The 14,490-nt window shown below is 67.6% G+C and carries 15 protein-coding genes; 5 read left to right on the top strand and 10 right to left on the bottom strand.

Annotated elements, in window-relative coordinates; all coding sequences use genetic code 11:
• Together VFW04_15635 and nosZ are read right to left on the bottom strand one after the other, a co-directional pair.
• The coding region (locus VFW04_15635) for a hypothetical protein (GenBank protein ID HEX5180768.1) at positions 1-219 on the bottom strand (219 nt) is incomplete at its 3' end.
• Positions 219-2,273: a Sec-dependent nitrous-oxide reductase gene (nosZ, locus tag VFW04_15630; GenBank protein ID HEX5180767.1), complete on the bottom strand. Its 2,055-nt coding sequence runs from the start codon at positions 2,271-2,273 to the stop codon at positions 219-221. The genes VFW04_15635 and nosZ, both read right to left, overlap by 1 nt.
• Before the next feature lie 380 nt (positions 2,274-2,653).
• Here nosZ and VFW04_15625 point away from each other — a divergent pair, with 380 nt between their 5' ends.
• Entirely contained in the window at positions 2,654-3,667 is a 1,014-nt protein-coding gene (locus VFW04_15625) for a multicopper oxidase domain-containing protein (GenBank protein ID HEX5180766.1), read from the top strand.
• Between the two features lie 7 nt (positions 3,668-3,674).
• Here VFW04_15625 and VFW04_15620 read toward each other — a convergent pair whose 3' ends face one another.
• The 5 genes from VFW04_15620 to VFW04_15600 form a co-directional block, all read right to left on the bottom strand.
• A complete protein-coding gene (locus tag VFW04_15620; GenBank protein ID HEX5180765.1) occupies positions 3,675-5,537 on the bottom strand; it encodes an ATP-binding protein in 1,863 nt (620 codons plus the stop codon).
• 38 nt (positions 5,538-5,575) lie between these two features.
• Positions 5,576-6,238 (bottom strand): response regulator transcription factor, encoded by a 663-nt coding sequence (locus VFW04_15615; protein HEX5180764.1) that lies wholly within the window; start codon positions 6,236-6,238, stop codon positions 5,576-5,578.
• Positions 6,239-6,250: 12 nt separating this feature from the next.
• Positions 6,251-7,303, bottom strand: coding sequence for a sensor histidine kinase (locus VFW04_15610; protein ID HEX5180763.1), 1,053 nt, complete (start codon positions 7,301-7,303; stop codon positions 6,251-6,253).
• Positions 7,300-7,809 carry a pyridoxamine 5'-phosphate oxidase family protein gene (locus VFW04_15605; protein ID HEX5180762.1) on the bottom strand — a complete coding sequence of 170 codons (510 nt, stop codon included), beginning with the start codon at positions 7,807-7,809 and terminating at the stop codon, positions 7,300-7,302. The genes VFW04_15610 and VFW04_15605 overlap by 4 nt, the downstream gene beginning before the upstream one ends.
• A gap of 72 nt (positions 7,810-7,881) precedes the next feature.
• Positions 7,882-9,789, bottom strand: coding sequence for a heavy metal translocating P-type ATPase (locus VFW04_15600; protein HEX5180761.1), 1,908 nt, complete (start codon positions 9,787-9,789; stop codon positions 7,882-7,884).
• Positions 9,790-9,989: 200 nt separating this feature from the next.
• Here VFW04_15600 and VFW04_15595 point away from each other — a divergent pair, with 200 nt between their 5' ends.
• Both VFW04_15595 and VFW04_15590 read left to right on the top strand, forming a co-directional pair.
• Positions 9,990-10,934, top strand: coding sequence for a universal stress protein (locus VFW04_15595; protein HEX5180760.1), 945 nt, complete (start codon positions 9,990-9,992; stop codon positions 10,932-10,934).
• A 152-nt stretch (positions 10,935-11,086) separates the two neighbouring features.
• Positions 11,087-11,662 carry a flavodoxin domain-containing protein gene (locus VFW04_15590; GenBank protein ID HEX5180759.1) on the top strand — a complete coding sequence of 192 codons (576 nt, stop codon included), beginning with the start codon at positions 11,087-11,089 and terminating at the stop codon, positions 11,660-11,662.
• Positions 11,663-11,721: 59 nt separating this feature from the next.
• Here VFW04_15590 and VFW04_15585 read toward each other — a convergent pair whose 3' ends face one another.
• Entirely contained in the window at positions 11,722-12,000 is a 279-nt protein-coding gene (locus VFW04_15585; protein ID HEX5180758.1) for a hypothetical protein, read from the bottom strand.
• A 37-nt stretch (positions 12,001-12,037) separates the two neighbouring features.
• Entirely contained in the window at positions 12,038-12,421 is a 384-nt protein-coding gene (locus tag VFW04_15580; GenBank protein ID HEX5180757.1) for a universal stress protein, read from the bottom strand.
• 241 nt (positions 12,422-12,662) lie between these two features.
• Between VFW04_15580 and VFW04_15575 the strand changes: the two genes are divergently transcribed.
• Entirely contained in the window at positions 12,663-13,019 is a 357-nt protein-coding gene (locus tag VFW04_15575) for a BON domain-containing protein (protein HEX5180756.1), read from the top strand.
• Positions 13,000-13,548 (top strand): BON domain-containing protein, encoded by a 549-nt coding sequence (locus VFW04_15570; GenBank protein HEX5180755.1) that lies wholly within the window; start codon positions 13,000-13,002, stop codon positions 13,546-13,548. The genes VFW04_15575 and VFW04_15570 overlap by 20 nt, the downstream gene beginning before the upstream one ends.
• Here VFW04_15570 and VFW04_15565 read toward each other — a convergent pair.
• Positions 13,545-14,471, bottom strand: a complete 927-nt coding sequence (locus VFW04_15565) for a universal stress protein (GenBank protein HEX5180754.1) — start codon at positions 14,469-14,471, stop codon at positions 13,545-13,547. The genes VFW04_15570 and VFW04_15565 overlap by 4 nt on opposite strands.
• Between the last annotated feature and the right edge of the window lie 19 nt (positions 14,472-14,490).

Genomic DNA, 14,490 nt, shown 5'->3' with positions numbered 1-14,490 from the left:
GGCGGGATCGATGGGCCGCATCCCGATGTAATGATTCAGCTCGTTGATGTTGTTCAGATCCTGCGGCGTTGCGCCGGTGATCGTCCCGGCGGTGATGCGCAATCCCAATCCTTCGGGGTACTGCGGCGCGGTCAACCCGATACGCCAGAGCGGGAGACGGAGCGACGCCGCGACCAGCAGCCCCGCGGCCACGAGCAGCCATCGCGAGAGGCGCGACATCACTGGTGCCTCCCGGCCGCAGGCGCGGCACCCGCTGCCGGCGTGGACGCGTGCATGGCAGCCATGCGATCGCCGCCCACCGCGTGGTCACCGAGGGTCGCCGACAGCGCCACCGTGCTCCCGGCCGGCGACACGCGCACGTAGCCCTGCATCTCCTGGTGCAGCGCCGAGCAGAAGTCGGTGCAGTAGAACGGGAACACGCCGCTCGCGCGCGGCACCCACTTGAGCGTGCGCGTCTCGCCCGGCGCCAGAATCAATTCCGCGGCATCCGTGTTGCCTAACACCGCAAACCCGTGCACGATATCCCAGTCCTGCTCGATGTTCGTGAGATGGAAATAGACCGTGTCGCCGACGTTGATGCCCTCGATGTTGTCGGGCGAAAAGTGCGAGCGGATGGCCGCCATCTTCACGTGCACGGTCTTGCCCTGGCGCGAGATGCCGCCGTCGGCTTCGGTCTTCACGGCCCACGGATTCGCGTTGTCGGTCAACGCGTTGAACTTGACCGAGTGGATGAGATTCGCCGGAAGCGCCTGCGCGTAGTGCGGCTCGCCAATCGTCGGGAAATCCAACAGCAGTTGCATCTTGGGCCCGCTGATGTCGTACAGTTGGGCCGACTGATCCATGATCGGGCCGGTGGGCAGATAGCGGTCCTTGGTGATCTTGTTGAGCGCGATCACGTACTTGCCCCACGGCGCGCGCGAGTCGCCGCCCGGAATCATCAAGTGGCCGATCGCGTAGTAGGTGGGCGTGCGATCCACGACTTCCCAGGTGCCGAGCTTCCACTTCACGATCTCGGACGAGATGAAGAACGACGTGTACGCGTACCCTTTGCCATCGAACTCGGTGTGCAACGGGCCTAACCCACTGCTCTTCACTTCACCGGCCAGCACCGACTCGTATTTGAGCACCGGGATCCCGTCCACGATCTTGTCGAACGACTTCGACGCGATCGCCTGCTGCATCTTCGAGAACGAGTGCACGGCGATCACCGCCGACAGCTTCCCGTTGCCGACGATGTATTCGCCGCTCGGATCGACGTCGACGCCGTGCGGAGACTTGGGTGTCGGCAGGAAGTACATGAGGCCATCGCAGCGCGACGGGTCGAGCACGGTGACGCTCGTGTTCCGCTCGACGTGCGCGGTATTGGAGTGGTCGTCGAGCACGTTGTGGTCGTAGTTCGCCGGCATGGTGGTGCCCTTCCCGGCCGCGATGCACGCTTCGGCGCGTCGATAATTGATCGCCGCGATGAAGTCCTTGTCGTTCTGCGACGCGTTCACCTCGAGCTTGGTGTGCGCCTGCTCGGTGTTGTAGGTCGTGAAGAAGAACCACCCATCGGACACGCCCTTGCCGGCGTGGCCCAGGTCGTAGTCGAAGCCGGGCACGAGGATCTGGAAGGCGATCGCCATTTTCCCCGGCTCGTCCGCGCGCACGAACGTCAGCGTGCCCTTGAAGGTCTGGGCATACGACGCGATGGTGGTGTCTCGGTTAGGCACCGGCACGCTGAACCGGGTGCCGGCCACCACGTACTTGCCGTCGGGCGTCGTGAACGGCGACGAATGGTTGCCCGCCGAGTTCGGGATCTGCAGGATCTCGTCGGTCTTGAATTGGCTGAGGTCGATGCGCGCGATGCGCGGCGTGTTGTTGCCGTTGATGAACAGCCACTTGCCGTTAGGCACGCCGTTCGTCTGCGACAGCTCGGGGTGGTGGGCGTCGTCCCAGGGGACGAATCCGAAGCTCGTCTGGAGCATCGGCTTGGTCTCCTCGTCGTATCCCCATCCTTCCTGCGGGTCCTGCGAGAACACCGGGATCACCTTGAGCAGCCTACCCGAGGGCAGGCCGTACACGGACACCTGTCCGCTGAAGCCGCCCGAGAAGAACGCGTAGAACTCGTCCTTCTGTCCGGGCGGCACATACACGCGCGATGCCGCGTCGGCCCCGGTGACGGCGCCGGCTAAGGTGGCCGGCGCGCTGGAGTGGCAGGCTGCGAGCAGGCTGGGCATCCCGATGGCGATGGCCAGCGTACCCTTGGCCATCAGACGGGCACTGGAGCGCATGATCGTCCCTCGTCGTCTTGGCGACGCCATGGCCGGCCCAACACAGGCGGCACGCGGCTTCGCGATCGTGTGCTCCAGTTTCGTCGATCGCGATCGGCCGCAAGATCGGGGGATGCCCGAGCGCCTGTCAGGGAAACCCGTGCGCCGGACGACTGCGTTTGCCTGACGCGTCCGCTGACGCGCGCCGCGGGTTAGGCGATCAGGACCCGCATCGACGTCGGCCCACACGCCTGGGTCAATAATCCGCCATTTGTCGGTGAAACACCGACACGATGTGGCGAGATGACTGACCAAAGTTCCGGCTTCTCCCGACGGAGCCGACGCCGCCTTTCACCGAGACTTCAGTCACATACAGCACTGATCCATTACTGGAGGACTCGATGAGGTTCGTGAAATTTGTCGTACCGGTCGTGATGATCGCCGCGGCGACCGCGGGCGCCGCGATCGGAGATGCGAAGCCCGTCCCGACCGTCGAACGAATCGACTTCGACAAAACGGTCCGCCCAACGACACCAGCGTACGATGCGCGTCTTGCGCCTGCATCGCCGGCGCCGATCAAGGAATTCCGCATCCCGATCAAGGACGCCACGGTGCAGATTGCCGACAGCGTGCCCTATCACGCGTGGACGTTCGGCGGAACGGTGCCGGGGCCGGTGCTCCGCGTCCGCCAGGGCGATTCCGTGCGCATCACGGTCGTCAACGAAGCACCGATGCCCCACTCGATCGACTTCCACGCCGCGCGCATTCCGGCGAACGTCGCCTATCGGATGATCATGCCCCACGACTCCATCACGTTCGCATTCGTCGCACGCGACCCCGGCGCCTTCCTCGTGCACTGCGGCACGCCGCCGGTCGTCATGCACCTCATGCAGGGGATGTACTTCGCGATGATCGTGGACCCGAAGAACGGCTGGGGCACCACCGCCGACAAGGAATTCGTGATCGTCGAAAGCGAGTTCTATGCCCAACGCACGAGCGCCGGCGCCGACTTGCAGCCGGACTACGCCAGCGCGCAGAACAAGCAGCCGACCTACGTGGTGTTCAACGGCCGCGCGTTCCAGTACAAGGCCAATCCGCTCAAGGTGAACGTCGGCGACCGCGTGCGCTTCTTCGTCGTGAACGCAGGCCCGAACCTCGACAGTGATTTCCACGTGGTCGGCGCACTCTTCGATCGCGTGTATCCCGACGGCAATCCGGCGCATGCGCTCGACGGCGTGCAGACGTATCCCGTTCCCGCCGGCGGCGGCGCCGTGTTCGAGACGACGTTCAAGGCGAACGAGAGCGGCGAAGGCATCTACGCGTTCGTCACGCACAGTTTCGCCGACGCCGAGAAAGGCGCGGTAGGCATGATTCAAGTGGGCACGCCGCGGCAATACGCGACGATGGCGCACTGATCGCGCGTCAGCGCGATGCGCGTACGGACGCCGGGGCGAGCGGCAGCGTGAACGTGAACGTGCTGCCCTCCCCCGGCGTGCTCGTCACCCAGATGCGGCCGCCGTGCGCTTCGATGATGCCTTTGGAGATCGCCAGTCCGAGTCCCGCGCCGCGGCGCCGGCTGGAATGGCGCGCCTGCCAGAAGCGCTCGAACACGTGCGTCTGCTCCTCGACTGGGATCCCGATCCCCGAATCGGCCACGGACACTTCCAGCCGCGACGCGTTCGGCGTCGCGCGAATCGCGATGCGGCCGCCCGGCGGCGTGAACTTGATCGCGTTGCCGAGAAGATTCATGAGGACCTGTTCGATGCGCGCCGCGTCCACGTCGACGAACGGAAGGTCATCGGGCACCGACAGCTCGAGCGCAAGCGAGCGCTCGGCGAGCGCCGTGCCTAACATTCGCGTGGCCGCGGCTACGATCGTCGCCGGCGGTTCGCCCTGGCGCTCGACCGACAAGTGGCCGGCCTCGATGGCGGACACGTCGAGGAGGTCGCGAATCAAGCGCCGCATCCATTCGGTCGAGTCGACGATCATCCGCAGCAGCTGTCGGCGGCCTTCCTCGTCTTCCGGCGGCTGATCGCGGAGCACGCTCGCACCCATCGAGATGGCGGCGATCGGATTCTGCAAATCGTGCGACACGATGCCCAGCACCTCGTCGCGGGCCCGCGTTGCCGTGCGCGCCGCGTGGTAGAGGCGCGCATTGTCGAGCGCGAGCGCCAGTCGCCGGGCGATCTCCTCGGCGAAGGCGAGGTCCGACGGTTCATACTGACGACGGGGGCCGGCCGCCATCAGCGTGAGCGCACCCAGCAGGTGCTCGCGGGTCACGAGCGGCAGGATCATCAAGGAGCGAAGGTCGAGCGACCGCCATGCGGCCGACACGTTAGGCGTGTCGTCGGTGTGGGCTTCGAGCCAGTCGTCGGTGACGGTGGCCACGAGCTCGGCGCGCCGCGTGCGCAGGACGTCGATCACCCGCGACGGCGAATCATGCCCAACGGGACCGGCCGCGGCCAGCGCGGCCAGCGGCGTGCGCGTGTGCTCGGGCCCGCAATCGCTCACGATGCGGCGCGTCATCTGGTCGCCGTCGAGCAGGTCCAGCACGCATGCGTCGGCAAGTTCGGGCACCGCGACATTTGCCGCGAGCTGCGCCGTCGCCTCGTAGTCGAGCGAGCGCGCGAGCTCTTCGCCGAGCGTGGCGAGAAACCGCTGTTCGTGCTCCACGCGCTTGCGCTCGGTGATGTCGCGCAGGACGACGGTGAACAGCATCCCCGTCGGCGTCGAGAGCCGTGAGATGGACGCCTCGGCGGGAAACTCGATGTTGCCGCGCCGAAGGCCGAAGATCTCGCGACGCTCTCCCATGCGCCGTGCGGTCTCGGTTCCGGACGCAAAGCGGCGCATGTGCCCGGCGTGCGCCGCGCGGAAGCGCTCGGGGATGAGTCGCTCGAGCGGCTGGCCGATCATCTCGCCTCGCGTGTACCCGAAGATCACCTCCGCGCCCGTGTTGAAATGGATGATCCGTTGGGCATCGTCCACGCTGATGATCGCGTCGGCCGCGATGTCGAGGATCCCCGCGAATTTCGCTTCCGAGACGCGGAGGTCGTGCTCCACGTCCTGCAGCGCGCGGACGCGCAGGCCGACGATGTGCGTGCGGACGAGGGCGTAGGCGACCGCCCCTGCCGCGCACAGGAACAGTGCGGCGCCGACGATCGGCACGCCGCGAGGCGTGAGCAATCCGCGCCACATGGCCGCGAGCAACATTCCCGCACCCGCCATGGCGGCGACGAGCGCGATCCAGAGCGCGGCCGTGACCGTGCGATTCGCAGTGAGCGGCATGACAGCGTCGAGGCGTCCCGTTTCCGCCTGACTCGCGCCTAACTCTTGCCCAGCAGTCCGAGCTTGAACGCGAACTGCACGTAGTCCGACCGATGCGCGAGGCCGAGCTTCTCCTCGATGCGCTGCTTGTAGGTGTCCACCGTCTTCGGGCTGATGCCTAACTGGGAACCGATTTCCGGGGCCGAGTAGCCCTGCGCGATGAGCCGGAGCACGTCTCGCTCACGCGGCGTGAGCTGCTCGTATCGTTGACGGTTCGGCTCGGCCGCGTCCTTCTTGGTGAGCTCGCGCGCCAGGATGCGGGCGGCGGCCGGTTGGACGTAGGTCTCGCCGTGCGCCACCGAACGCACCGCGGCGATCAGCTCGCGGTCGGCCACGCTCTTCACGAGGTAGCCCGCCGCGCCGGCCTCGAGCAACGGTACGAGGTATTCCTCTTCGGTGTGCATCGTGAGCACGAGCACGCGCGATGGAATGTTCTTGGCGACGATTTCCCTGATCACCCCCGCTCCGTCGAGGTCCGGCATCGAGAGATCCGTGATCACCACCTCCGGCTTCAACCGCTCGGCCAGCGCGACGGCCTCGCGTCCGTTGCTCCCCTCGCCGATCACCTGAATGTCGGGCGCGGTCGCCAGGACGGCTTTGAGTCCGGCTCGCACGACGGCGTGGTCGTCGACGAGCACTACCCGTATGGTGTCGACTGTCATCGAGCTCCGTTGTCAGTACGATGCACGCCGCGGCGCAACGGCCGCGAGCATGGCCGGAATGGACGCAGTCACCGTCGTGCCACTGCCCGGCCGCGTGACCAGATCGAAGCTGCCCTGAGCCAAGCTGACGCGCTCACGCGCCGTGAACAAGCCCAACCCCGACGATTCGATCCCCGGTTGGGCCGGGTCGAACCCCACTCCATCGTCCTGCACCACAAGGGTGAACGTGTCCGCAGTGGCGTCGAGACGCACAAGGATGCGTGACGCGTTCGCATGCCGCAACGCGTTGCGCAACGATTCCTGCGCCACACGATACAATACCGCAGCGCGCTCGACAGGCAGCCGCTTGGCCGCGGATTGGGCGAACTCCGACACCTCCACGCTGATGGCCGGACCGATGTCCACTGCCATACTTTTCCCGAGCTCACGCAAGGCGCTCGCGAGGCCCAGGTCATCGAGAATGCGTGGATAAACGGTGTGAGACAGCAGGCGCACTCCCTCGAGAATCCCGTTCACCGCTTCGCGAACGGCCACCAACCGGGCGGTGACCTCCGGATCCTTGCTCATCCGTTCGGCGGCACTGAGCTGGTAGGAAATACCCGCGATGGACTGGGCGGTCGAATCGTGCAGCTCGGCGGCGAGGGCGGCGCGCTCGCGGTCGCCGGCCTCGATCGCTTGGGACGCCAGTTGTCGGATGCGCTCGCGCTCGGCCATCACACGGTCGAGGAGCAGGTTGAAGGTGCTGCTCACCCGGTCGAGCGCCGCGTCCGCGACCAGAGAGGTGGGGACGCGCGCAGCCAGATCCCCGTGCGAGACGCGCTCGGCCGTAGTGTGCAGGTCGTGCAGCGGCCTCAACGCGACCGTCACGAGCCCGATGTTGATCCCGACGCCGAGCAGCACCGCGATGACCGCGATCGCCATTGCCGGCCACGCGAGGGGACCGCGGTACGCGGCGTCGAATCCGGCGAATGCCACCAGCAACAGAAGCGCGTTGGCGCCCGCCAGCTTCGCCGCCAGAGGCAGCCGGAGCAGACGCCTAACGACGCTCGTCAGGCCGCGATTCATGCCCGCTCCGGCGCGCGGTTCGAGGAGCGCGCGTCAGTCGCCCGCGCGGCGGCGGGCTGACTGCTGGCGCAACGCCCCGTGATCTCGGACGTCGATAGACGGAACAGCACCGTGCGAAACGGCGTCGGATCATCCCCGGTCAGCGTTTCCGGAAAGACGGTGCGCAGCAGTGTCAGGCCCGCTTGCACTTCGTCCTCCGACGCGTCTGATAGATCGGACGTCAGCCAGTACACCGTGCCGTGCACGACCACGCTGCGCCAATCGAACGGGCCGTCGATTTCATCGACCTCGAATGCGACCCACCGATGGTGGCTGAGCGTCGTGAGCTTGGTGCCAGGCGAGGTACGGCCATAGATCCACCCGCCGTCGCACACGTAGCTGATTGGCTCGATGTCGACGCGGTCGTGAAAGCTGTAGGCGATGCGCCCAACATGGTTGCGCGACAAAATCGCCTGGCTTTCGTCCCGCTCCAACGGGCGAAAGTTCGGCGCTGCGTGGTCAGGCATCATTCCTCCCATCGGTGCTGGTTCCGCACCTGCTGTTAGGATAGCGTACGATAGCTTCCCAGGTGTCAGGTATCACCCGACGCCATGTCGTGCAACGCCCCGACGTGGGGCACTGACGCATTCCCCGGCCCCCCCGCCGGTGCGTTGCGCAGGTGACGATGGGCCGGGCCGACGTGCCCGAAGCGCATTGACGATGACCGCGATGTCGATGATCTCCTGGAGCACGGCACCGACGGCCGGGGCGATGAGGCCGAACGCGGCGAATACCATGGCGAGTCCGCTCAGGCCGAGGCCGACCCGGATGCTCTGGCGCGCGATGCGCATGGTGCGGCGGCCAATGCCAATGACCTCGGGTACCGAACGCAGATCGTCGGTCAGGACCACGACGTCGGCCGCTTCGGCCGTGATGCCGCCGCCATGTCCGGCGAGCGCCACGCCCACCGTCGCGGCGCTGAGCGCCGGCGCGTCGTTGGTGCCGTCGCCGACCATGAGCACGCCGCGGCCCTCGGCGACCAGTCGTCGAACCGCGTCCACCTTGTCTTCGGGCATGAGGTCGCCGGCAATTTCTTCGATGCCGGCGGCAGCGGCGACCGCGCGCGCGTTGGCCACGCGGTCGCCCGACAAGAGCACGGAGTCCGTTAGGCCCAAGCGCGCGAGCTGCGCCATGGCGGCATGGAGCTCCGGGCGCAGGCGGTCCGCGTATTCCACGACCCCGGCCGCGCGGCCGTCGATCGCGACGTACGCCTCGAGGCCTCCGGCGTGGTCCAGCTCGTCTAACCCCGCCGCGATGTCGGGATACTGCGCCAGGACGAACGACCGCGCGCCGACGCTCACGCGGCGGTCTTCGACCTCCCCGGTCACACCGCGCCCCGCCGACTCGATCACGTGGCGTGCCGGGGGCAGCGCGACGCCGCGCTCCTCGGCCGCTTCGACCAACGTGCGCGCCAGGAGATGGCTCGATCCCTGCTCCACGGCCCCGGCGGCGCGGAGAACATCGTTCTCTGTTAGGCCGCGAGCCGGCACGACCCGATGCACGGCCGGACGTCCGATGGTCAAGGTGCCCGTCTTGTCGAACACCAGCGTCGTGATGCCGGCGAGGCGCTCGAGCGCGTCACCCGTGCGGACGATGATGTGGCGCTGCGCCGCGAGGTTGATCCCGCCGATGAACGCGATCGGCGTCGCGAGAATGAGCGGACACGGCGTGGCCACGACCAACACCGCCAGCACGCGAACCGGATCGCGCGTGACCGCAAACACGACCGCGCACACCGCGAGCGTGAAGGGCGTGAACCACACGGCGTAGCGGTCGGCGAGCCGCTGCAGCCGCGCCTTGCTCGCCTGTGCCGACGCGACGAGCGCCACGATGTGCGCGTACTGGCTCTCGCCCGCGACGGCAAGCGCGCGCACCGTCAACGTGCCTTCGCCGTTCACGGTGCCGCTCATGAGCCGTGCACCGGCCTGCGCCGACACCGGCAGCGGTTCGCCCGTCAGCCGCGAAACGTCCACGTGCGAGCGCCCATCGATGACGAGCGAATCGGACGGCATCAGCTCGCCGGGCCTAACGAGGAGCACATCGCCGACGCGGATGTCATCGACGCCGATGTCCTCGAGTTGCGCACCCTGGATCCGGTGCGCGGTGCGCGGCGCCGCCTCTTCCAGCGCGCGCACGGCGTCCGATGCGCGTCCTTCGGCAAAGCGCTCGAGGGCCTCGCCGCCGGTCTGCATCAGGACGATCACCAACCCGGCCACGGGTTGGGCGAGCCAGACCGCGCCGATGATCGCCAGGGTGGCAACGAGGTCCGCAGCAAAGCGACCGGCGACCACGTTGCGCAGCGTGTGAAACACCGTGGGCGCACCGGTAACGAGCAGGCCGACGGTCCAGATGATTGTGCCGGCACGAGTCGCCGGCCACCCAAGGCGCGCCACGGCGCCCGCGCCGAGAAGCAGGAGCGCGCTCGCCGGCACGGCCGTGCTGCTCAACCATCGCCATGTCCTGCCCGCGCCATGACCTGCCATCGGTGGCGACCTTCGACTGAAGTTGGGTCTCGAGAATAAAACTGTCCGCGGAATCCCGTGGCTGTCAGGGGTTCCGTGACCCTGGCTCCCCACTTTTCCCGACAGACCCGACGCGCATCCGCCCGTAACCTCTGTCCAGGCGACAGCGACTCCGAGGAGGAACGATGCCTACGTTGCGAGCGAAGAAATCATCCAAACGCGTGCGGCGGCAGCCGGCGAGGTCAGCCAAATCGCACGCGGCGCTGCGAGTGCTGGTCGCGCTCGACGAAGCAGGTGCGCACGCCAATGCGGTGATCGACACGGCGATGGCGTTGACGAAAGCGCATCGCGCGAAAGCCGAAGCGATGAGCGTCGTCGATCCCATGGCGGCGGCGTGGCTGACCGTCGGCGTGCCGGTCGCCACCGCCGGTGAGGCGATGGTACGTGGCGAGCAGCGGCTGCGGCGGCTCGAGATCCGCCGGTATCTGGCCGACCGCACCGGCGCCCGGCCCCCGTGGCGCATTCGCGTTCCGTTAGGAAGGCCGGCCGACGCCATCCTCGATGCCGCGCACGGCGCGGACCTGGTGATCATGGGCTTGCGCCGCGAGCGGCTCATCGAGCGGATCGTGCACGACGCGACGACGCCGCACGTCGTGCGCGAGTGCAGCGTCCCCGTGCTGGCGGTGTCATCGGAGCTGCGCGGAATGCCCCGCACCGTTGTGATCGCGGCCGACTTCAGCCCGGAAAGCAACGCCGCGGCACGCTTGGCGTGCCGGTTGTTCACAGGGTGCGCGAGACTCGTTTTCGTGCACATCGAGTCCGACTTCGACGCGGCGATCGCGAATCTCGATGAAGTCACGCGGATGGTCCGCGAAAACGATTGGGCCGCGGCGTTCCAGGGTCTCATCGAGACACTGTCGGTGCCAGCAGGGGCAAAGGTGGAGACGGTGGTGGTGCACGGCACCGTGCCTCGAACGCTGCTCGCCTTCGCCGGGCGTCGTGGCGCCGACGTGCTCGTGGTCGGGCGACAACGGCACGATGGCGACGAGAGCCTGCTCGTCGGTTCCGTGACCGCCGCACTGGTGCGCCGCGCGCCGTGTTCCCTGTTGATTACGCCGCCCGCGGTCTGAGGTCACACGAGGCCGAGCGGCGCCTCGTCCGCGTGGCCCGCGTCAGGCGACGGAGGACGCACGTTCCTCAGGGCTCCTGACTGTCCGTCGCGTTCGAGCGAGACACGTTTACACCAAGAGTCGAATCGGAAACCAAGCCTGCGGGGTGCGTCATGTCTTCACATCACATCGCAATTGTCTACGGCACGAAGTACGGGCAGACCACGAAGATCGCCGAACGGATGAAGGAGGTCCTGACGGCCGCGGGTCACGCGGTGCGGATAGGCTGTGCCGATGCGCTCTCTGGTCAGTTTACGGCGCTCGACTACGATGGCGTGATCATCGGCGGATCGGTGATTGCCGGCCACCACCAGCGCTATCTCGAGCGATTCGTTCGCGTCCACCGGGACGCGTTGAACGGGATGCCGTCGGCTTTCTTCTCGGTGAGCGGCTCAGCCGCGGGCGCCAAAGAACAGGATCAGGCGAACGCGCGGCGCGTCCTGGTCGCGTTTCTGACGAAGACCGGTTGGCACCCGCGCATGACGGCGACGATCGGGGGTGCCATGGCGTTCACGAAATACGGCGTGTTCACGCGGATGCTGCTCAAGCGCATCAGCCGCCGGGCCGGCGGCCCAACTGACACCTCGCGCGACTACGAGCTCACCGATTGGGACCAGGTCGCGAGGTTCGCCGGTGAATTCGCGGCGTCGCTGCCGGAGCCCGCCGTCGCCGGCGGCACACCGGCCTAACGCCGCCACGCGCGATCATCCGGCGATCTGTGCGCCCAGCAAACGCCCGACGGCGTACGTCAGGCCGGCGGCGACGATGCCGAACAGCACGATGGCGCGAGCAGCCGTGCCCAGAAGTCGGCGTGTCCGCTCTCGGTCTCGGAGAGGCGCCGGAACACGCTCGCCAGGCGTGCGTCCGTCTCCGACTCGGACAGCGCGCGATACAAGGCCGCACTGTCGATCTCGGCTTGCCGGTTGGCGCGGAAGCGAGCGACGTCGCCTTCCGTTAGGCGCTCGCTCGGCGCGCCGGCCGCCGATGACGCGGCGCCCGCGTTCGGCGGATCTGGTGTGTCCACCATCAGACCGCCCGATCGTCAGGCGCTGACGTTGGGCAGATCAACATCGGAGCGCGGAGGAGCACGCCACCTGCTCGACCGCGCTCCGCGCGGTGATTCGCGCGGGGACGCACGCACGGTTCGACATGGCCACGAGGTCCACCCCGCTCTCGGCCATCGCATCGAGCAGGCTCGACGCCGGATGCACGTCGATGCCGATCTCGATGTCGATTCCGTTAGGCTCGGCCCGGCTCCGCATCCGCAATGCGATCGCCGCCAGCTCGTCCCGGGTGCTCGACACGCGGGCGCGCGTGGCGCCGGCATCGAGCGTCGTCGCGGCCCCGGCATACGCGTACGCACGGACCGGCGCGATCGCGATGGCCGCAGGCAGCGCGTGTTCAGCCAGGGCGCTCCCATCCAGCGGGACCAGAATCCGTTTGTACATACCTCCTCCAGAGCGCAGGGATCTTCGGCTGCATTGACATTAGCTCCCCTGCGTGCCGCGTGTGCCGGGAGACATCGGCACACCGTGTCCGCGTTTCCTCTACGTCGCTCCGAACCTGAAGGTCCCCGCGCGAATCCGGAAATACCTGACGGATCGAAGGTGAACGCCCGACAGCGCCTGGCATCCCAAGCGCCGAGATTGCCTGCACACGAATTTCGAATCACTCGAGACTGGAGATCACATGAAGACCGACGCACAACTCGGAGCGGATGTGGCCCAAGAACTCCGCTGGACCCTCGGAGACCGCGCGCCGCGGATCTCGGTGGCCGTGGCCCATGGCGTCGTTGCATTGTCCGGATCGGTCAATGACACCGTCGAGAAGCGCGCGGCCGGCGGAGCGGTCGAGCGCGTGTGCGGTGTGCGCGCCATCAAGAACGTGATCGCCGTGCGACCGGCGCGACAACATGCACGGCCTGATCGCCAGGATGATCTCTCCCGATCGGGTGCCGCGCGTGAGCCGCGCGACCACGGCACCACGCGGTCACAAGTGAACGCCCACTGTCTTTCGGAGACGCGACATGTCTACAGCGACCCGTGATCACCAAATGCAACGCGACGTGCTGGACGCGCTCGCGCAGGACACGAAGCTGCGGGCCGGCGAAGTCGCGGTGTCCGTTCGAGATGGCGTCGTCACGCTGAGCGGCATCGTTCGTACGTACGACGAAAAATGCGAGGCGCTCGACGTCGCGCTCCGTTGTCGCGGCGTGAACGCGGTAGCCGATGAAGTGAAAGTTCGTGTGCCCGCAGCGTTCGGACCCTCGGACAGCGACATGGCAGAGGGGCTGCTTCGAACGCTGACCGACGAGCTTCGCGTCCCCGTGGGCGACGTGCACATCACCGTGCAGAACGGATGGGTGACGCTCACCGGCGAGGTTGGGCGGCGGGACCAGTGCGATGCGGTGGAGCGCGCGGCGCGCCGGCTGCTCGGCTTCACGGGCCTCTCGAACCTCATCCGCACGGCGGGCACGAGCCCGCGCCATGCGCCGTCGCCACCGGCGGCCGCATCGCCTAACGGTCCGGCCGCCGGACTCGGGGCGCCGGCGCGCGCGAGGCCGGAGATTCGTTAGGCAGGAGGGGACGCCGTCGAGCCGGCGGCCGCTGGCGACTGGACGGCCGGCCCGGCGCCGGCCAGCGTCGCCAGACATGCGATGGGCGCGACGAGCACAGCCCGGGGAGAAAGACGGATGATCTTCGAGGCGACGCTGCCGAGCAGCAGTCGCTTCCAGATGCCGTATCCGTGGCTGCCGAGCGCAATCAGGTCGGCGTCGAGCTCTCGAGCGCGCTCGAGGAGGGCCCGTGCCGGATCGCCGGCAACCTGCGAGGCGTCGATCCCGGCGTGCGTCGCGGCGCGCAGCGTGGCGGTCGCCTGAGCGAGGCGGGCCGCACCCGAATCGCCGCCGGCCGCCGCCATTGCGTTAGGCGCGAAATCCTCCGGCGCCACGACGTGCACCAGGTGCAGCGCGTCGCCCGGCTGCATCCAGGTCGCGACGGTCCGCGCGGCGAGCAGACTCGTCGGACTGAAGTCGAGCGCCACCATCGCGCGCTGTGGAATCGTCGTGGCATCGGCGGGTACCGCCAGCACCGGCGTCGCCGCGACCTGCGCCAGATGCAGTGCCGTCTCGCCGCCGAGCGCGCGGTCAATGATGCGGTGCGATCCGAGCCCGACGACAATGAGGCTCGCGCCTAACGCCTGAGCAAGGCTGGCAATCTCGGAAACCGACACGCCGATGCGAAACTCGGAGTCGCAGTCCTGCACGCCGCACCGGACGAACTGCTCCGTGACTGCCGCCACCAAAGCAGCTTTGATGGTTTCGATGTCGTCAGGCGTGGGCGCGTACGTGTTGCTGTACCCGTCACCGATCAGCGCAAGCGGCTCCAGCACGACGACGGCGCGCAGAGGCACGCCAAGACGCCGAGCCAGAAGCGATGCGACACGAGTCGCGCCATCCGCGCTCTCGCCACCGTGCGTTGCCAGCAAAATCGCAGACATGAAATCCCACCCGGTGTGT

It is taken from the genome of Gemmatimonadaceae bacterium, assembly GCA_036273715.1.
Taxonomy (GTDB): domain Bacteria; phylum Gemmatimonadota; class Gemmatimonadetes; order Gemmatimonadales; family Gemmatimonadaceae; genus JADGGM01.
Note: the sequence above shows the minus strand (reverse complement) of the source record. Positions and strands in the feature narration are given on the sequence as shown.